The organism is Enterococcus sp. DIV0755b (assembly GCF_051713765.1).
Classification (GTDB): domain Bacteria; phylum Bacillota; class Bacilli; order Lactobacillales; family Enterococcaceae; genus Enterococcus_C; species Enterococcus_C canintestini.
This window is the reverse complement of sequence record NZ_JBIOQN010000001.1, coordinates 1,465,456-1,484,484: the sequence shown is the minus strand read 5'-3', so window position 1 is coordinate 1,484,484 and position 19,029 is coordinate 1,465,456. Positions and strand designations below refer to the sequence as shown.

The window sequence follows — 19,029 nt, the reverse complement described above, 5'->3', positions numbered from 1 at the left end:
GTATCCGGTGAAAAAGTGGAAGATGTTTAAATATGAAACAAGCTTGCCATTAATTACCTTTACAATAACTACAAAAAGAATTGTACCACATATATTTTATAAAAGCGAATTTATTTTGACTAAATGTTAAGAAGATTTAATAAAGACCCCAAAAAGGCTCTCCTTTAAAAGAAATCTTCTATTTTCATGCGTGATATTAAAAAAGTCCGTTTCAAAAGAAACGGACTTTTTTTCTAATAACGTAAGATGGCGACTAAACTTTTTTCGTCCGGTGCATCTTTTTGTTCTAATACAAAAACTTTACCACTATTTTTAACCACATCTGCAGCCAAATTGTTTAATACTTGGCGACGATCATATTCTGTATCTGGGTCTTCACCAAAACCATCTACTAAATTAGACGTCGCGATGAATAGATGTGAAATGCGTCCTTCTTTGGCTGCTAAAGCAATATCTGGTAATTGATCAACAAATTTTTTATCTAATAATTTTTGATAAGAAGCAATTTCAGCTTGCGATAAAGTCGTCGTAATTTCAGCTAAATCTGCTTGAATTTTTTTAATGTCCAATTGCGCTGGTGAGCCAGAAATTGCAGCATCCGAGCGATAATAAGGTGTTTTAGCATATTTTTTAAACATCGTTTGATTTTCAGGTAAAGCATATAAATATAGTGGATAATTTTCAGCATTATTAAAAGTATCTTTAAAGAAAGTATCTACTGCTTGATAGTAGTTTACCCAATCAATTTCAACTTCTTCATCTTTGGCGTTAACACCATGATAGGCAATCCCTTCTTTTGAACCAGTTTGACTACCTTGTGAACTGTAATTTAAATTTCCGCCTGTTAATTCGTCACCTAAAGCTGTTTTAACATCAATTGGCGCATCGTCTGGTAAAGCGACTTCACTAATTTCTTTATTGTCGACAAAATAAAGTTTCATCGAATCACGATTTAACGCTAATAAATAGTAGGTGTAATTAAATTGACCATTTTTAATGAGAGCCAATAAATAAGGTAAATCGCCAACATAATATTGATCATCTACTGCAATATTTAAACGATGAACCAGCGTTTCTTCAGGCGTTAAGAAGACGGCGACACTTTTAGTACCACTACGCCAAAATGAGGCATCAGCTAAAAGGACGTCAATTTTATCTTGAATTTTTTTCCATTCTTTTTCAGGATATTTTTTCTCAAAACGTTTTTTGGCTTCTTTGGCAAAGTTTTTAAATTTTATTTGATCTTTTTCTACATCTTGGTGGGCAACGTGTGTATTTAACATAATCGTAACAAAAGGCCCTTTTTCAAGATCAGCAGTTAACTGCTGCAAAACTTCATTTCCAACTTTGGTCATAAAACATTACCTCCTAAAAATAATGAATAACACTACACTAAAAGTGTAACACGCTTACATTTTTACATAAAGCAATAAGACCTTATCTAAGCTTTTATCGACAAAAATTACTACTTTACAAAAACAAACACACGTTCGTATAATATAATCAGTGAGGTGAGAATAATGACAGCGAATTTTGATTATCGTAAAGAAGATGTTCAAGATATTTTATTTATTGATGTTAAATCATTTTACGCTACAGTGGAGTGCGTTATGCGCGGACTCGATCCTTTAACCACTCGTCTAGTTGTAATGAGTAGTGAGGATAGTACCGGTAACGGCTTAATTCTGGCATCTTCGCCTGCAGCAAAAAACGACTTAGGCATAAGTAATGTGACGCGTGCCGATAATTTACCAGATGATTCCACCTTATTGAAAGTTCCTCCTCGCATGAGTCTATATATTAAAGAAAATATGCGCTTTAATGAAATTTTTCAACAATATGTCGCAGATGAAGATTGGCTTCCTTATTCAATTGATGAATCCATTTTAGATGTTACCCATTCTTTAAATCTATTTTATCCTGACACTACTGAGTCACGTTATATGAAACGGATGCGTCTAGCTCGCCATATCCAAAATGAAGTGAAAGAAAAATTAGGTCTAGTTTTATCCATTGGTATCGGTGACAATCCCCTGTTGGCAAAATTAGCATTGGATAATTTTTCTAAACATAGCTCCAATTTTATTGCTGAAATTCGCTATCAAGATGTTTTAACTAAAGTGTGGTCTATCCCTGAATTGACGGATTTTTGGGGAATTGGAAATCGCATGAAAAAGCGACTTTATAACTTAGGAATCGATAACATTAAACAACTCGCTAATAACGATCCTATCCAACTACAAAATCATTTTGGCATTTTAGGTCTACAACTGTATTACCATGCCAATGGTATTGATCGCACAATTATTTCAGAAAAAGCTCCCCAAACAAAAGAAAAATCTTATGGCAACAGTCAAGTTTTACCAAAAGATTATACCAGTCAAGCGGAAATTGAAATTGTGATAAAAGAAATGGCTGAACAAGTTGCTACGCGAATTCGGCGACATCATTGTTTGACGCAATGTGTTTGTCTATACATTGGGGCTAGTCGTGGGGAGGAAAAAGCAGGCTTCTCCCATCAAATGAAAATTTCTGTAACGGACAATACCAAAGAATTAGTGAACCATTGCCTTACAATTTTCCGCCGTTATTATACCGGTCAAATTGTCCGTCACATTGGCGTTAGTTACTCAAAACTAGTTTTTACCAATGCCAAGCAGCTCAATTTATTTACACCGCCGGAAGTGCAGCTAAATGAAGAACGCTTGGATCAAATAATTGATAAAATTCGTTCCAAGTATGGTTTTTCAGCAATTATCCACGCTACAAGCAAATTAACCGGTGCCCGCAGTCTTGCACGAAGTCATCTAGTCGGAGGCCATAACGGCGGCGCTGGTGGGTTAGATGGTTTATAGCCTAGCATAAAAAGTAAAAAGATGCCTTTTAATTTTCAAGCCATACATAAAGGACGTAACCAAAAATGTCACGTCCTCTTTCTAATCTATCTAATTAATATTAACGATTGATTGAGCGAGCAACACGATTAAGTGTGTGGCGCATTCCGCGAATCGCTATAGACATTTCAAAAATATTTTCTGCTGGTGCCATCCCACCATAGCCAGCATCGCCAATATGTTGCAAATCTACGCCGCAAATTTTATTGGTAATCGCCATTTGACGCAGTGTTTCTGGTCGGGCACTTTCCTGACTGGTGCCAATTGCGGTCATTGTTAACAAGTCATTTTCCTTTGCTAGTTTGACTGCTGCAATTAAATCTTGCTCTAAAAAGCCTTGAATCGTCCCTACAGCTGGAAGTAATAAAATATCTGCTCCTGCATTTGCATAGGCTTCAATCGCTTCTGTTGTTACAACAGGCTCACTTGAACCAGCACTGTGCATCTTACCTGCAATAACTAACCCTGAAAAATGTTCTTTTGCAATTTTTACTGCTTCTGCAATTGCTTCATTCGTTACCCCTGTACCTGGGTTACCTGTAAAACAGATGAAATCAACTCCTAATTTTTCGGCTTCTTTAATCGTTTCAACTGAGCTAGTACGACCTTTTGAAATTACCACTTGCTCACTCATTAAATCTAAATCAGCTGGAATCGGTTCTAAATTAATCCCTATTGGTCGCCCGGTTAATTTTTTTAACATAGGAATAGGATTTTCAATTACTGCATTCTTATCAAAAATCATTTCTGAAGTTAAGCCAGGCATACCAAAAACAACCGGCCGAAAACAATCAAAACCATTTAATAAAATCAGATCGGCACCAAAAGCCGCGGCAACTTCAGCATTAGTAATTTCGCCTGCTTGTGGAATTGTTTGAACAACTGTTTCCGTTACAACTACACGACCTTCACTGGCTTTGATGGATTGTTTTAATTCTTTGGCACTCATTTTTTTAACATCACTGTAATCAGCACTAATCAATCGTTTTACCATTTTTCTTCCTCTTTCTTTACGGATGATTTCATCCTTTGTTATATAACAAAATAATTATATTTAGTTGAAATAATAAAACAGCTAATAAACTAATCCAAACGATAACCTCATGGCTATGGCGCAGCGATAATTGGTCTAAACTCCTATGGCAAAGTTACTGGATATGGTTTGACCGTCACCGGGAGAATAGGTTATACTTGAATACGGTTATTTAACTAAATAACGACCAGTTAGCTGTTAAAATTGCAACGCAACAGTAATTTTTGTTCCCGTAGCTCAGTCGGATAGAGCAGTCGCCTCCTAAGCGACAGGCCGCTGGTTCAATTCCAGTCGGGAACGTTAGTGAAGTCCATTTTGGGGCTTCTTTTTTATTTAAAAATAATCTCCTAATAACGGTTTTTCCGTTGGTAAAAGTGTTGTTAATTGGCGTGCCAAATCAGTTGAAAGTTCAATTTTTTCAGCTGCACGTAGCTCATTTAACGAAACACTACCCAAAAATAACTGCGTGAAACTTTGTGGTGTTACTTTTATACGTGGAAGCTTACTTGTCGCAACTTGCTTAACACTTTTTTCTGGCGTAATTTCATAGCATCCGTTATTAATGGGTAGAAAAGAATCCGCGACAATTTCAATCGTGAAACTTTGCTTAATCTTATTTTGCCAAGGATAAGCCTTTAAAAATGTCAGTATATTAACTACCCGCGCCATCATATATGGCAATATTTTCACATCTACTTGTGGATTACAAACTTGTAGCAGTTTTGTCTCACCATTATAAGGACAGCTCCAACCAATCTTTTTGACAGTTCCACTATGCGCTTTAATAAAAGCATGTAAAGCATTAAATCCTGATTGTGTTAACGCAATTAATTCCATAATTTCTAATTTATCTTGAACAATTTGATAAACTACATATCCTCTAGCTTCGTTTTTTTCTTCATATATGGCAAAGTTAAAATCTTTATGCAAGTCAAATTTATATTTCAGCCACCATTCTGCTCGTTGTAAACCACCTTTTTGACTTTCGTCACTTTTTTGGTAAATTGTCTTCATTACCTCTTTTGCAGCTGGAAAAGTAATGCGTCTAACTTTTCCCATGGATTTTTCCGCAAAAGGCCACATTTCAGGGGATGCTTCATACCGAATTTGTAAAAATGCTGATTCATAGCCATAGCGACGGTAAAAAGGATAAGAAAATGGCGCCAAATAAGAAAGCTCTGTCCCTTGCTTATAACTATCTTGTAAAATCTCTCTCATAATGGCATCAATTCGGCCTTGTTTACGAAATTCAGGATAAGTAGAAACAAATCCGATCCCCTTCATTTTAAAAGTTTGATCCCAAAAATTTATGAAAAAAGGCGTCGCCATAATTTGACTGGCTAGTATTTCATCAGCAAATGAACCATAATTTTCTGAATTTTTTGCTAAATACGTAAACCGCTCTTTTTGTTCTGCACTTTTATTTTGTACAAAAGCATAAGTAGCTAGATCAAACATCTGTTGAAAGTCCGCTTGTATCTTTCTGACGGTCATAAAAACCCCTCCAAAGTAAGTGAAATCCTTGCAAATTTTTAAATACGCCACCAGTTTGTTTTTTTAAGTGTCATCAAAAGCAGTTTTATAACTTTAAACAAATAGTGTTAAGATTTTTATTCCTAACAAAATGCTAAATTTTCTGTAAAGCAAAAAAGGTGTCCGTAGACCCCTTTTAATTAGCACTTGCCATGTTTTCTAACATTTTACCAAACTGGCGTTTTCTGAAAAAGCCCAGCATTATCCCCAATAGCAAATCATTCATCTGTTGCATAAAACCAAATGATTTCATATTTTCATTGTAAATAACTAGACATTTGTTTTCATCAATTGGTGTAATCTCATAACGGACGACAAACTCATTACGGCTAGTTGAAGTTTTAAACTGATAAATACGATTTTCAACAAGTTCTTCAATGACAATTTTAGCGCTGCTATTTTTAGAAAATTGTTTAATGTAAGAAAAATTTTTTAATTGTTTACGCGTAATAGATTTTCCTGTTGCTTTGCGAACATCAAATATAACAGAGTTCATCATTTTATCATAAAAATTTTCTGCTGAAGTATTCAGTTTCTTTTCTACTTTCATGCTTTATCGCCTCTTTCATCTTCTTTTGTTGTCTTTTTTTTACGCCAAATCATGACGCCTCCAATTAAGACAAACGCTAATCCTACAACTAAGCGCCCTACATTCATTTGCTGACTCGGCCCACTAAAACTGTAGATTGTGATTAAAAAGCCAATGCTGCATAAAAACAAGCCGTTTTTTACCATGTTCATCATCCTACTTCCTACTTTTGTAACCCTTTGATTCTTATCCTTCACTTACTTTTTTAGTATAATTGAAGCGATTTAACCTTCTGGAACTGCTTGGAAATATAAAACGCTACCCCAAGGTTGTGCTTTAATTAATTGTTTGGCAGTTGCAGCAGCTTGTTGTGCATCTCCAGTTACATCAAAATATAATTTGATTCCTTTTTTTTCTTTAAAAGTATAGCTAATTCCTTCTTCGTTATAATCAGCTAGTAGATTTTTAATTTCTTCTTGTTGCATTGCACTGGCAATACTAATCATTATAATTCCTCCTTATATCTTCAAAAAACAAGTTAATACTCGTTTGTTAAATAATTTCATTTCAATAATTTATACCGTTTTCAATTTCATTTTCTCACAACTTCTCCGAGAAGAAAAGAACTGCTTCCACCTCTTTGGGAAGCGAAAACAGTTCTTCAATCATTTTAAAGATCAGTTGGTTGTACTTTATTCGCTGCAATCACAAATGGTGCATAGATTACAAAAGTTACAGCCATACAAATTACTGATACGACAACCGCGCGCCAGTCCATTGCTGTTGCAAGTAATGCGTTTAAAATTGGTGGTGTTACCCAAACAACTTGTTGTGATACTGGGTTTACCCAACCAGCTTGTGTTGCAAAGAAACCAATTGAAACAGATACTAGTGGTGCTAAAATGTAAGGGATAAATAGCAATGCGTTTAATACGATTGGCATCCCGAACATAACTGGCTCATTGATATTGAAAAGACCAGGACCGACACCTAATGTACCAACTGCACGGTAATCTGCTCGTTTTGAGAAGATTAAAATTGCGATTAGTAACATTAATGTACCACCGGCGCCACCAAACCATGCGTAAATATCAAATGAACCACGAACCCATTTGTAACCGTCGTCTAAGACTGCAGACATACCGCCTTCTTGGAACAAGTTAACGTTTTTAAGTTGGGCTACTGAGAAGACACCTTCTAAAATTGGTGCTAATACGTTGGTACCATGAATACCAAAGAACCAGAATAATTGAACAAACAATGTTACGATTAATACCGCACCATAACCTTGGGAGAAGCCTAATAATGGTTTGGCAATCATTTCTTGAATCCAAGCTAATAATGTCATACCTGGAACTAGTTTAGAGAAGATCCAGTAGAAAATTGCTACTACATATAAAGCTGCTGTCGCAGGAATAATCGCTGCAAAAGCTTTTGATACTGCAGGTGGTACTTGTTCAGGCATTTTAATCGTAATGTTTGCTAGCATTAATTTACAGAAGATAATGCTTGCCACAAAACCAACGATCATCGCTGTGAAGTAGAAGTTGGCATCCATATTGTTTAATGGAATCCACCCCCATGCATTTGCAGTAATGCCATCAGCAGTTGCAGACCAACCACTTGTAGCAGAGTTTGCGTTAATTTGGTCAACCAAATCAGCAGGAACTTTTTGTGCTAATGTTCCTGAGTATGAATATGTCACACCAGAAATAGCAGCAGCTAAAGAAACAATACCACCGGCTAAGTCGTTAACGCCGTATGCACGAGCTAAGTTAAAGCCCCATGAAAAGGCGAAGATAATCCCGGCAATTGCCAATGTACCATTCCAAACGTAACCATTAATTGTAATGATCGTACTAATAAGAGCAAAAATACCTTTTCCTTCAGCAATACTTGCACCCCAAGTTGAGATGAACTGACCAGGTAAATCACGAATAATTGCGTTGATCATAACGGCTACTGAACCTGCCATTGTTGCTGGCATTGTGCCGATGAAGGCATCCCGCAAAGCAACTAAATGTTTTTGGGCCCCAATTTTTGCTGCGATTGGAAGCACGTGTTTTTCTAACCACGCTGTTAATGCGTCCATTTTATTTCCTCCTAATAAAAAGATTACAGGTGCCATCTTTTAACAAACAACCACGATAAAAAAGATGAATTAAACTGCTCACCTGCTCAGCAGTGTACTAACGCTTTATAAATCGAATTTGATTCTTATTTGTCAGCAGTCATTTCAGCCATTTTACGATAAACATCGATTACTTCCTTAGCTAAATCAGTTACCGCAATAGCTGTCATTAAATGATCTTGACTGTGAACAGTTAAAAGTGTCACATCAACATGTTTTCCTTGTGCTTCTTGGGTCAACATATTGGTTTGTGAATGATGCGCTTCAGTCAGAGAATTTTCTGCATCTGCGATTTTTTGGTCTGCTAATTCAAAATCACCTTTTTTAGCGGCTTGAATTGCTTCCATGGCATCGCTTTTGGCATTGCCGCCATACATGATTAAGCCCATGATGGCTTCTAAGTTTTGTTGTTCTCCCACAAAATTCCCTCCTTATGATTATTCTTCATTCATCAATTTTTCAGCTTGCGCTAAAACTTTTTCACCATTCATCATGCCGTAATCGGCCATGTTGATTACATCTAGTTTGATGCCTTTTGGTGCAACTTTTTGTTCAAATTGTGCTTTCATAAAGCGAACTTGTGGGCCAAGTAGCAAGACATCAACATTTTTTTCTTCTAAAATGTTGTCTGCTTCAGATGCTGAAACTGCGAAAATATCGGCGTCAATTCCTTTTGCTTCGGCAGCTTTTTCCATCTTTGTAACAAGTAAACTTGTACTCATCCCCGCTGAACAAACTAACATAATTGTTTCTTTTGCCATTTTATCTCACCTCTTTTTCATTTATCTTACACTTAACTATAATGCAAAAAGCGTGCCAAAATAAAAAAACGATTAAAACACTGTTATTAAAGCGTTTTAATCGTTGTTTTTTAATACACAGATAGCACACACTATTTACACACTAATTATTGCGTGTAAGCGCATACGCACTACTGATTTTATTTTGTTGAATCATTTGCACGACATAAGCAATTTCATCATCGCTAAACTCTACTTGATAATTTTTCGCGATTGGCATTAAGCTCGTTTTTAACAAGTCACATTCCAAACGATATTTTTTTTGAAAAGCTTCTAAGTTATCAAAGCACCGTGACGTGCCACCATTGCGTAAATTATCGACTAAAAAGGCCAGATGAATCATAATTCCCGCATCAACACTCGGCTCTAAAACAGCGTGCATTTGGCCTTCCACATGATGCAAAAGTTGTTGTAATTGTATCATCAACTGTTCAACCCCACTTACACTGGTCAAAGCTTCTTGCAAAGATTTTCCAATTTTTTCAAGGGAGATTTCATCATTAACAATTTGTTTTAATACACGCAATCGTTCGTTATCAAATATTTCATAAGCCGAAAAGAAAGGAATATTCTGATAATCAATTTCTACTGTTCCTGCGATTGCTTTAATCTCATACTCTGTCATTAGCGCATCAATATGTTGTAAGAAGGCGTTTTTTTCAATAAATTGCATTTGAATCACTTCGGTTTGGCTTTGATCTACTACCGGTACAATTCTATCGTAAAGCTTACTTGCGACACCTTCACCGGTAAAACACGTAACTACAACGGCTTTCTTTTGCTTTTGTTTATGCAAATTGAACTCATCTTTTACAATGGCTTTAAATGACAAGAGTGTATTTTGGTAAATATCTTCTAACGTTCTTCCCATATCCACCATTCTTAATGCTTCTAAGACAACCATTGTACTTGTCATTGAAACAGCTTTAGTGCGGATACCAGTTTCTTCATAAATCAAATCCCCAAATGAATTCAAAGACCCCATATCTGTCAGTAGCAAAATACCCCCGTTCCACTTACCAGCATTTTCTTGGACGTATTTTAGGAGTTGGTTATAAATTGTTTGGACTTCCATATCTAGACTCATATTAAAAGCCACGCCAGTTTTTGTATCCAATAATTCTTGCGCTGTTTCAAGCATCGACGTTGCAGTTTGTTTACCGTGCATTAAAACGATAACTTCCACATTTTTCTCTGGTAGTGGTGTATTTTGTCCCACTTGAATGGATAAAAACATACTGATAAATCCAATTTCATCAAAAGGAATTTCAATTTGACAACGATCTTCAATAATCGTTGATAAATCTAGCGCAACTTGAAATTCTTGTTTGAAGTTTTTACGGATATTATTTAAGTCAGGGTGAATAATCGTGTGACCATCTTTTAACCGTTCAATCGTACTTTGCAAATGTAAGGCAAAGGCAAAACGGGCTTTCTCATTGTATTTTCGCTCCAAGCGCTCTTCAGCGACTTCATATAACTCGCTGGTTAACTGCCAAATTTCTTTTGGCAATAACTCTTTATGCAAAGAACTTTGGGTCAATTCTTCGACATAAGTTTCAAAATAAGCATCGACATCCCCTAAGATTAGCTGCTCTAAATCGACATTATTTAAATCTTGGTTAGCTAAAGTTGTCACCTTTTCTTCAATCGCATTATAAACTTGCATGTTGCGTTCTGGATCTTGGCTCCATACTACTTCAGTGGCGCCTGGTTCAAAACTAAGCAGACTACCTTTTCCTTCTAAGAATTGTTTTAAATCATCGCTATGATCTTTACGCATCAGTAGTCCTTTTTGAACCGGCAGTGATAAGTCTTCTTTACGAATTAAAAGAGTATTTTGTTGCTTAGTCCGATAATGCAAGAAGGCTTTGGCACAAACCAGTTTTAAATCACGTTTAATTTGACCGATGTTTCCTTCTGCTTGATACAACATAAAAGCAATAATAGCATCTTGTTCTACTTCAATTTTTTGTTTAAGGCGATTGGCTTCTTGTTTAATGAACAAAGTAATAATCTCATAACGTTCATCTAGTGAGCGTGCTTTAATACTTGGTAATGTAATAGACATCGGAATGCGGCGATTAAAGGTAGTTAAAAAATTCTCGGAAGACTCCGTTGTTGCCCCAATAATTTGAACCGCTGCTTCATATGTCTTATTACTTTCTCCTAAAGGTCGATACACGCCTTTATCAATGAAGGTAAATAGCATTTCTTGGCCTTCTGGGGGTAAACGATGAATTTCATCAAGAAATAAAATTCCATTATCTGCTTTGGCAATTAAGCCAGGACTGTCTTCATTAGCCCCTGTATAAGCACCTTTTTTTATCCCAAAAATATGACCAAAAAGCAGTTGCGGGTTTTGGGCATAATCGGCACAGTTAAAGGAGACAAAAGGCGCATCTTTTTTTAAAGTTTGCGACTTTAAAGCAAATTGATACATACACTCAGCAAAAAGCGATTTACCGGTACCTGTATCGCCAAAAATAATCGTATGCAAGCCTCGTGGTGGATATAAAATTGCAGCTTTTGCTTGCTGAATCGCGACTTTTAAAGAACCCTTTTCGCCAACTAAAGCATCAAAGGTTACCGCAGAAGAATTGTCAACGTGAACTTGTTCTTCAGATAGTGGCTCATAAATAACTGGGCGACCTGAATTTTTGACAATCCGCTGCTCTTTTGCCAACTCATTTAAATAGCGACTCGCATTCGTACGATCAATATTTAGTAACTCCCCAATTTGAACTGCCGTCATGCCTTGTTTGCGCATTTCTAATGTGTGTAAAATTTCTTCTTTTCGTGAATTCATGACAAGCTCCTTGCCTAAATTTTTTACACTCTAAGAATAGCACAAAAAAAGGCGCTAAACGCGCCTTTTCCCAATATTTTTTTGTTTACTGTGCCGTTTTTTCTTTTTCTTTTTCTCAGTGCTTACACTAGTGTGCACTTTTTCTATATCTTTGTGTTTTTCTTTTAGTAAATTCTGTGTGTTTTTCTCATTTGTAGCACTCAGTGGACGCTCAGTCACTAAGTTTCCTTTATACAGATAAATTTCTGTTAAGGGTAGCGTCAATTTTTTTGTCATCTTTTTCAAATAAGACAATTCATTTTCTGCTACTAAGGTTATCACAGTACCTTTTTTTCCCATTCGACCTACCCGCCCAGCGCGATGTAGGTAGCTAGCATCATCCATTGGCACTTCTGCATTGACTACCATAGGTAAATCAGCTAAATCCAGTCCCCGCGCTGCTACATCGGTGGTTAATAAACCATTAATTTTCGCTGTTCGAAAAGCATTTAAGGCAGTTTTACGCAGCAACTTATTTTGATCTGAAGCAAGAGTTGCAACGGGTAATTGATGAAACTGTAATTTTTCAGCGACGGCGCCTAGTTCGGCTACTTCATTGAAAAAGATCAAACTACGAAAGTCTTTGACATGGAGTAACTTCCGGATTGTGTCGGCCTTTTTACGTTTAGAAGTAATGAGATAAAAGTGATTGACTTCTCCTTGGCTTGCATCTTCTTTTGTGACATCGATTAAAGTGAAGTTATCTTTTGTAATTGTTTTTATTTCCGGCATAACATTTAAGGCGGTGGCAGAAAAGAAATTTAACTGACAAGAATTATCCAAATATTGCAAAATTCCCTGAGCAATTTCTAGTGCTTGACCGGTTAAGAGTTGATCTGCTTCATCAAAAACCACTGTCTGTAGCTGATGGCTTTTGATTTTTTTTGATTTCATTAACTCTAACACGCGACCGGCTGTGCCCACTAAAATCTCTGGTTTTTCCTTCAACTTTTCTAATTGTCGTTTTGTATTGGCCCCGCCAATTAATGGTTGAACCTTTAATCCCATCTTTTCTGTCCAAAAACGAGCTGTTTCTACTACTTGCATTGCTAATTCTTGTGACGCAGTTAAAATCAACAGTTGATTTCCTTCGCCTGAGTTTAGTTGCATTAAAATGGGCAGTAAATATGCGACTGTCTTACCAGAACCAGTGGGAGCAACTCCGACTACGTTCTTTTTTTCTTTCAAAGGTTCAAAAACTCGTTCTTGAATTAAAGATGGTTTTTGATAGCCGGCTTTTTGCCATTGTTGTAAAAGTGTTACGGGTAGTTTCTCTAACATCATGAATTTTTTTCCTCATCTTTTTGATCAGCAGTAAAGTGAATACCTGCTTTTTGGCGTAAATCATAAATTAGTTGGTTTACATTACGCGCCAACTCAACCCACTCTTCATATAAAATACCTTGCATTTTGTCCGTTGGATTGTTCAGCACATTCGCAAAGGCCAATGCCTCTTCTTCCATTGGATTTTCTTTTAATGTGATTGGCAACAGCACTCGTTTCTTGGTATTACGATCATAAAATTCTGCTTTTTCAAAAGAGTTAATGCCATTTAACGTTAATGTGCCATTATCAAAATAAATTTCAGACGGTAAGAAAGAATCTCCAATCTTGCCTTGTTGAATCGTAACATCAAATAAATCATAGCGTAAAATAATAGTACCGATACCATCGACATCAGTAGCAATTTTCCGCATAAAATAATGACTTTCATTGGGAACACCAAACCATCCTAGTGCTGCATAAAGGGGATAAACACCTAAATCCATAAGCGAGCCACCGGAAAATTTTGGTGAAAATATATTTGGTTCTAGCCCATCTAAAACTGCATCATAGCGGGAAGAATATTTCATAAAAGTAAAGTTGGCGCCAATAATTCGATCTTTTAAAGGTAAAAAATCGCTAATGGTATCAAATGCTTTTTCATGAATATTGCGGGCTGCTTCAAAGAAGTAGACATTATGAAGGTTAGCTAATTCAATTATTTCATCTATTTCTTTTGGGGTCGAAAATGCTGGTTTTTCGACAATCACATTTTTACCTGCCAAAATAGCAGCCTTGGCTTGCTCAAAATGAAGGGCATTTGGAGATGCAATATAGACAGTGTGCAAATGGGCTAAATTAAAAAAAGTTTTTAAATCCGTTGTGTACGCTATGTCTTCATGATACCGTGCGCCAAATTCTTGCGCTTTTTCCAATGAACGGGAATACACTGCTACTAAGTCGTATTTTTTGGTTGCAAGTGCCGCTTCTACAAATTGGTGGGTAATCCAGTTTGTACCAATAATACCTAAATTAATCATAAGTTTCGCTCCTTTATTTTCTAAAATTAAACAGTAACAACCGCTTTTGATAGCTGCTAGTCAGCCAATGCATTAGGATCAACAAAAGGATATGTCAAATCAAAGGGTACCTGTTTTTTTAATGTTACTTCCTGAGGGTCTACTTTACAATTATACGCTAAAACTTCCACGCCGTCTGCCATTGCGGTGGCAAAACTTGTAGCTAATTGTGGTTGCATTGCATTGTGAATAGTAGCTAGCCGAATTTTTTCAAATTGAACAACAAACAACACATAAGAAAAGTATCCCGCATCATAAGCTACTTGAAGTTCATTGACATGCTTTAAGCCCCTTACAGTCGGCGCATCTGGAAAAGCTCCCACCTCATTATTTTCTAAAGTCATGCCTTTTACTTCAATAAATGCTTTGGCGCCAGTATCACTTATTGCAAACAAATCAAATTTAGAATTACCATACGTAACTTCTCTTTTTAAAGACAAAAGCTGACCAGGGAAATGCGGCAACACAATTTTTCCACTTAAAATACCATCATAGGCTAATTGATTGGGTAGCTGACTATCAATATTAATCCACATCGTTTCTTTTTTTACCGCCACTAAATCATATGCGGTTTTCCGTTTTGGACTCGGTTGATAATTTAATGCGACTAGAGCACCAGTGATTAAAATTTCTTTACCACGGCCTGTATTTTTCACATGGACCGTGACGATTTTTTTATTATTTATTAATTGACAATGACAAATAAACCGATTATCTCTTCTGATAAAATAAGCCATTTGAATATTTTCATATTTCATCTTCTCACCTACTAGCTAAATCCTAACAAAAAAAGGAAAAACCGACAATCTCCAACCTTAGACCGAGGGCTGATTAAATTTCTTATGCTATACTACTCCCATCATAAAAAAAGGAGGCGCGCCTGATGAAAAAAAATTTACCATTAATGTTAGGAATTTCACTGTTAGCCGGTCTAATTGGTACTATTTTCTGGCATAAAAATAAACATGAACCTAAAGCATTTGTGGGAAGTTGGTTTTATCAGACGTCTTTAGAAAAAGTACATTTTACCATTGATGATAATTGGAATCTGACCCGTAATCGACAGCCGGTTAAAACGACGCTAGTTGAATTGACACCAGAACGTCTGATTCTTTTAGATGAGATGGGTTATAAATTAACTTTTCTTTTAAAAGATGACCAGCTTTCTTTTTATGACGAAACGGAAATGGATGGTATTTACCATATCTTATCCCGAGAAGAATTAAAATAGATAAAAAGAAACATTCCAGTGGCTCGATTAGATAATTATTGTTATACTTGTTATGAGGATTTGTAACCGTAGCCAAGTAATTTATAGAAAGAAGGTTTTGCTGATGCTTGCAACGATGATTACACTATTTACCATGTTTAGTTTGGTCGTATTATTGGGCATTTCAGCCTATGCAGTTTTTCGTTATATTAATGACGAAAATCAATTGGAGAAAGTTCCTGTACGCGTAAAAAGTCACCATCGCAATTAATTGTCCCCTATAAAAAGTGTCAATTAGCCACGATTAACGAGTTGAGAAGTCTGCTTCAACTGGTTAATCGTGGCTTTTTTAGCTTTTTTGTGAAACTTTTGGAAGAAGAATTGTTTTGTCTGCTACTCTTTGTTAAAATTACAACTTGTAATGTCTAATTGTCTAATTAAAGGAGCTTATCATGAAAAAAATACAACAAATTCTGATTACTCTTTTACTGTTTTGTGCTACTTTTGGTTTTACTAGCCAAAGTTTCGCCGCCCAAAATACAAATGATTTTTCAGTAGCCGCAAAAGGCGCTATTGCCGTAGACTTCAAAACAGGAAAAGTACTTTATAATCAAGATGGTGATACACCGATGGGAATTGCTTCGATTACAAAAATTATCAGTCTTTATTTAGTTGAAGATGCTGTTAAAGCCGGAAAATTAAATTGGGACGATAAAGTGACTATTTCTGATTACGCTGCAAATCTAAGTGTTACCCCGGATCTTTCCAATGTCCCTTTACACAAAGAAAATGAATACAGCGTAAAAGAACTATTTGATTCTGCCGTTATTCAATCAGCCAATGCTTCGGTGGTGGCTCTAGCTGAAAAAATCGCTGGTTCAGAAGCAAAGTTTGTTGATCAAATGCGTAGCCAATTAGAAAAATGGGGTATTCACGATGCTAAAATCTATAATGCTTCTGGTTTGAATAATAAATATTTAGGTGATAATCGCTATCCTGGTTCTAGCCCAGATGCCGAAAATTTACTATCTGCTCGCGATGTGGCCATTGTCGCCAGTCACTTAATTAAAGACTATCCTGATATTTTAAAAGTTTCAGCTACAACGACGCAAATGTTTGGTGCTAATACCCAATCACCAGTTGAAATGGTCAACTGGAACTGGATGTTGCCAGGTTTTATTAACGCAAAAGAAGGCGTTGATGGGCTTAAAACTGGTACAACCGAACTAGCAGGAGCTTGTTTTGTCGGAACAATTGAAAAAAATGGACAACGGTTAATTACTGTCGTCTTAAATGCTACTGATCATAAAAATAATCCTAGTGCGCGTTTTGTTGAAACAGGGAAATTAATGGATTATTGCTATGAGCATTGGCAACAAAAAGAAGTTTTAAAAGGTGGTACTAAGCTCCCTGGACAAAAAGAAATTGCGGTTACTGATGGTAAACAACTTAAAACTAGCATTTCTTTAAAAGATAGCGTGACATTATGGGTTCGAGATGATCTAAACGAAAACGATTTAACAATTACACCAAAATTTGATAGTAAAGTAAAAGACAACGCTGTTACCGCTCCAGTAGCAAAAGGTGACGTAGTTGGGCAGGCAAGTGTCAGCCTAAAAGGTGATGAGCTTGGCTATTTGGAAAAAGCCCCAACCCACACTACAGATATTATCGTTGATAAGGCGGTAGAAAAAGCAAATATCTTCGTTATTTTTGGTCGTCACGTTGAAAATTTCATTCAATCTGTTTTTTAAATGCAATTAAAAGTTTTGTGACAAATGCAACTTTTGTCACAACCTGTATTTCCAAAAAAAGACGGTGTGACAAGAATTTTGTCACACCGTCTTTTTTTTGGTTTGGTCTTTTAAATTGCTACAACTGGAAAATACAATTCCACTTCCCCTAGAGCAAATTCCGGTAAATAATGTTCTTGGATAGCTCCACTTAAAGTTAGGTTATTTTGTGGTAAAACTTCTAGTAACATTTTCTCAGTCATTGGCGCCAAATTTTCAGCATCTGTTTTAATGACAAAATAATCTGCTGTTGGTATCTGCCATTTTTGCCAATCGGCAGGTACTTCTGTATGCGTGGGGACTGCAATGCCTGCTAAATAACGACCCACTTCTTGCCAAGGGGCAAGCCAGGTATTTTCATCGCTCATCAAACCCCACAAATGAATTTCATCAGGCGTAAGCGTAACATTTCTTGCGATTTCTTCAAAATGTTCATTGACATTATCCCATAATAGCGGTACCCATGACGATCCTTCAGCTGCTAGACCACTACCTTCTTTACCAATCACAGTAAAAGCCGGTAAATTGACTTTTTTTATCTCACCTAATTCCATCTTCTGCCTTCTTTCTACTACTCTTTTTCTTTATTGTACTAGAAAATAACTTTTTTAAAAAATCATATCTTTTTCACAAGCCAAAAGAGTTGTAATCCGCTATACTAAAAAGAGATTAAGGAGTTGAATGTATGAATTTTTTACCCGAAGTTTTATTATTTATTTTTTTAATTGGCGGTATTTTAGCTATTATTTCGTGGCGTAAGAAAAGTCCAGATCCTGATACAATCTTTTTTAGCTTAGTCTGGACCTGTATTTGCTTAATTTTTTATTTTTCTGGCATTGAAATTTTACAAGGCAGCTATTTCTTTATTTTACCGCTTCTTTATCTCGCTATATTTTTATGGCAATATTTTAGAAACAAAACCCGCTTACGTAATGGTCTACTATTCAATATTTTAATTTTTGTTTTTGGTATTTATTTAGTCTATAACGCAAGCATTACCGCAAGTGTGGTCGCTTTTGCCATTTTAGGGCTGGCATTTGTCTTTTTAGCTGCAGTTTTAATTTTTGGCTTTGTATCATTACTGGTTTTTCTTTATTGGAATGCACTAATCGTCTTAAAAAGAGAATCCCGTTCGCTGGCGAATATGTTAACTTTACTCTTAGCTATCTTTTTAACATTCTTTTTAGTCTATGACTTTTTCATTGCCCAGCGCCTACCGGAATGGTTAACTAGTCTTTTAGCGGCATTACCGTTTATGATGTTTTATTTCGCACTCGTTTTCTTCAATTTTTTAAGCGTTTCAATTTTATATCAGTTTAATCATCCCAAGCCAAACCAAGATTACATTATCGTCTTAGGAGCGGGACTTTTAAATGGTGATAGTGTTTCTCCCCTTTTAGCCAAACGCATAGATGTTGCGATAAAATTTTATCAGCATCAACTAAAAGTTGCAGGTAAACATGCGAAGATTTTAATGTCTGGTGGTCAAGGTGCTGATGAAAAGTTGCCAGAAAGTGTTGCTATGGCAACTTATGCAAAAGAAAAAGGCATACCAGAAAGCGACATCCTCATTGAAGAACGATCAACTACTACTTTAGAAAATATGCAGTTTTCAAAAGAAATTATGGATACAAGTCAGCCTGTGCCTTATCGCGTAATTTTCACTTCAAATAACTACCATATTTTTCGCGCAGGTATTTATGCCAGCCAAGCCGGACTAAAAGCTGATGGTCTTGGGGCAAAAACAGCACTTTATTACCTACCAAATGCTTTTTTACGCGAATATATCGCAATCGTTGCCTTGCATAAGAAAAGACATCTCGTTGTCTGTGGTTTGATTCTAGCATTTTTTGTTTTCATTTCGATAATGTCATTTTTTGTTGGTTAGACCATGATGACTACAAAAAAAAGAGGTG

Annotated in this window: 19 protein-coding genes and 1 tRNA gene; 6 read left to right on the top strand and 14 right to left on the bottom strand. The window is 36.2% G+C overall.

What is annotated here, in order from left to right; genetic code table 11:
* Positions 1-233: 233 nt before the first annotated feature.
* The gene (locus IGI65_RS07025) at positions 234-1,355 is read right to left on the bottom strand and encodes a baeRF6 domain-containing protein (protein WP_438773677.1); all 1,122 of its coding nucleotides are present in this window, start codon (positions 1,353-1,355) and stop codon (positions 234-236) included.
* A 165-nt stretch (positions 1,356-1,520) separates the two neighbouring features.
* Here IGI65_RS07025 and IGI65_RS07020 point away from each other — a divergent pair, with 165 nt between their 5' ends.
* On the top strand, positions 1,521-2,855 hold the full coding sequence (locus tag IGI65_RS07020; protein WP_438773676.1) for a Y-family DNA polymerase: 1,335 nt from the start codon (positions 1,521-1,523) through the stop codon (positions 2,853-2,855).
* 100 nt (positions 2,856-2,955) lie between these two features.
* Here the strand turns inward: IGI65_RS07020 and IGI65_RS07015 are convergent, their stop codons facing one another.
* Positions 2,956-3,888, bottom strand: coding sequence for a DUF7916 family protein (locus IGI65_RS07015; protein WP_438773675.1), 933 nt, complete (start codon positions 3,886-3,888; stop codon positions 2,956-2,958).
* Between the two features lie 265 nt (positions 3,889-4,153).
* Here IGI65_RS07015 and IGI65_RS07010 point away from each other — a divergent pair.
* Positions 4,154-4,227: transfer RNA gene (locus IGI65_RS07010), tRNA-Arg, on the top strand.
* A gap of 33 nt (positions 4,228-4,260) precedes the next feature.
* Here IGI65_RS07010 and IGI65_RS07005 read toward each other — a convergent pair.
* The 11 genes from IGI65_RS07005 to sfsA all read right to left on the bottom strand — a co-directional run bounded on the left by IGI65_RS07005 (position 4,261) and on the right by sfsA (position 14,868).
* Complete coding sequence (locus IGI65_RS07005; RefSeq protein ID WP_438773674.1) at positions 4,261-5,421, bottom strand: GNAT family N-acetyltransferase; 1,161 nt, start codon at positions 5,419-5,421, stop codon at positions 4,261-4,263.
* A gap of 175 nt (positions 5,422-5,596) precedes the next feature.
* On the bottom strand, positions 5,597-6,010 hold the full coding sequence (locus tag IGI65_RS07000; RefSeq protein ID WP_071863721.1) for a DUF3284 domain-containing protein: 414 nt from the start codon (positions 6,008-6,010) through the stop codon (positions 5,597-5,599).
* Positions 6,007-6,204, bottom strand: coding sequence for a DUF3188 domain-containing protein (locus IGI65_RS06995; protein WP_071863720.1), 198 nt, complete (start codon positions 6,202-6,204; stop codon positions 6,007-6,009). Before IGI65_RS06995 ends, IGI65_RS07000 begins: the two co-directional genes overlap by 4 nt.
* 69 nt (positions 6,205-6,273) lie before the next feature.
* Positions 6,274-6,495, bottom strand: coding sequence for a hypothetical protein (locus IGI65_RS06990; protein ID WP_438773673.1), 222 nt, complete (start codon positions 6,493-6,495; stop codon positions 6,274-6,276).
* Between the two features lie 164 nt (positions 6,496-6,659).
* Entirely contained in the window at positions 6,660-8,081 is a 1,422-nt protein-coding gene (locus IGI65_RS06985) for a PTS sugar transporter subunit IIC (protein WP_071863718.1), read from the bottom strand.
* 125 nt (positions 8,082-8,206) lie between these two features.
* Positions 8,207-8,509 (bottom strand): PTS lactose/cellobiose transporter subunit IIA, encoded by a 303-nt coding sequence (locus IGI65_RS06980; RefSeq protein WP_379924011.1) that lies wholly within the window; start codon positions 8,507-8,509, stop codon positions 8,207-8,209.
* A 48-nt stretch (positions 8,510-8,557) separates the two neighbouring features.
* The gene (locus IGI65_RS06975; RefSeq protein WP_071863716.1) at positions 8,558-8,881 is read right to left on the bottom strand and encodes a PTS sugar transporter subunit IIB; all 324 of its coding nucleotides are present in this window, start codon (positions 8,879-8,881) and stop codon (positions 8,558-8,560) included.
* Between the two features lie 142 nt (positions 8,882-9,023).
* Positions 9,024-11,729: a sigma 54-interacting transcriptional regulator gene (locus tag IGI65_RS06970; protein ID WP_438773672.1), complete on the bottom strand. Its 2,706-nt coding sequence runs from the start codon at positions 11,727-11,729 to the stop codon at positions 9,024-9,026.
* 54 nt (positions 11,730-11,783) lie between these two features.
* Entirely contained in the window at positions 11,784-13,052 is a 1,269-nt protein-coding gene (locus tag IGI65_RS06965) for a DEAD/DEAH box helicase (protein WP_438773671.1), read from the bottom strand.
* Positions 13,049-14,071, bottom strand: a complete 1,023-nt coding sequence (locus IGI65_RS06960) for a Gfo/Idh/MocA family protein (protein WP_438773670.1) — start codon at positions 14,069-14,071, stop codon at positions 13,049-13,051. Before IGI65_RS06960 ends, IGI65_RS06965 begins: the two co-directional genes overlap by 4 nt.
* Positions 14,072-14,127: 56 nt before the next feature.
* Positions 14,128-14,868 carry a DNA/RNA nuclease SfsA gene (gene sfsA / locus IGI65_RS06955; protein WP_438773669.1) on the bottom strand — a complete coding sequence of 247 codons (741 nt, stop codon included), beginning with the start codon at positions 14,866-14,868 and terminating at the stop codon, positions 14,128-14,130.
* 125 nt (positions 14,869-14,993) lie between these two features.
* Between sfsA and IGI65_RS06950 the strand changes: the two genes are divergently transcribed.
* From IGI65_RS06950 to IGI65_RS06940, 3 genes are all read left to right on the top strand, one after another.
* Positions 14,994-15,341 carry a DUF4828 domain-containing protein gene (locus IGI65_RS06950; RefSeq protein WP_438773668.1) on the top strand — a complete coding sequence of 116 codons (348 nt, stop codon included), beginning with the start codon at positions 14,994-14,996 and terminating at the stop codon, positions 15,339-15,341.
* A 103-nt stretch (positions 15,342-15,444) separates the two neighbouring features.
* Entirely contained in the window at positions 15,445-15,591 is a 147-nt protein-coding gene (locus IGI65_RS06945) for a hypothetical protein (RefSeq protein ID WP_016172419.1), read from the top strand.
* Positions 15,592-15,772: 181 nt separating this feature from the next.
* Positions 15,773-17,074: a serine hydrolase gene (locus IGI65_RS06940; protein ID WP_438773667.1), complete on the top strand. Its 1,302-nt coding sequence runs from the start codon at positions 15,773-15,775 to the stop codon at positions 17,072-17,074.
* A 110-nt stretch (positions 17,075-17,184) separates the two neighbouring features.
* Here the strand turns inward: IGI65_RS06940 and IGI65_RS06935 are convergent, their stop codons facing one another.
* On the bottom strand, positions 17,185-17,667 hold the full coding sequence (locus tag IGI65_RS06935) for a GyrI-like domain-containing protein (RefSeq protein ID WP_438773666.1): 483 nt from the start codon (positions 17,665-17,667) through the stop codon (positions 17,185-17,187).
* Between the two features lie 131 nt (positions 17,668-17,798).
* Between IGI65_RS06935 and IGI65_RS06930 the strand changes: the two genes are divergently transcribed.
* Complete coding sequence (locus IGI65_RS06930) at positions 17,799-19,001, top strand: ElyC/SanA/YdcF family protein (RefSeq protein WP_438773665.1); 1,203 nt, start codon at positions 17,799-17,801, stop codon at positions 18,999-19,001.
* Positions 19,002-19,029 lie beyond the last annotated feature (28 nt).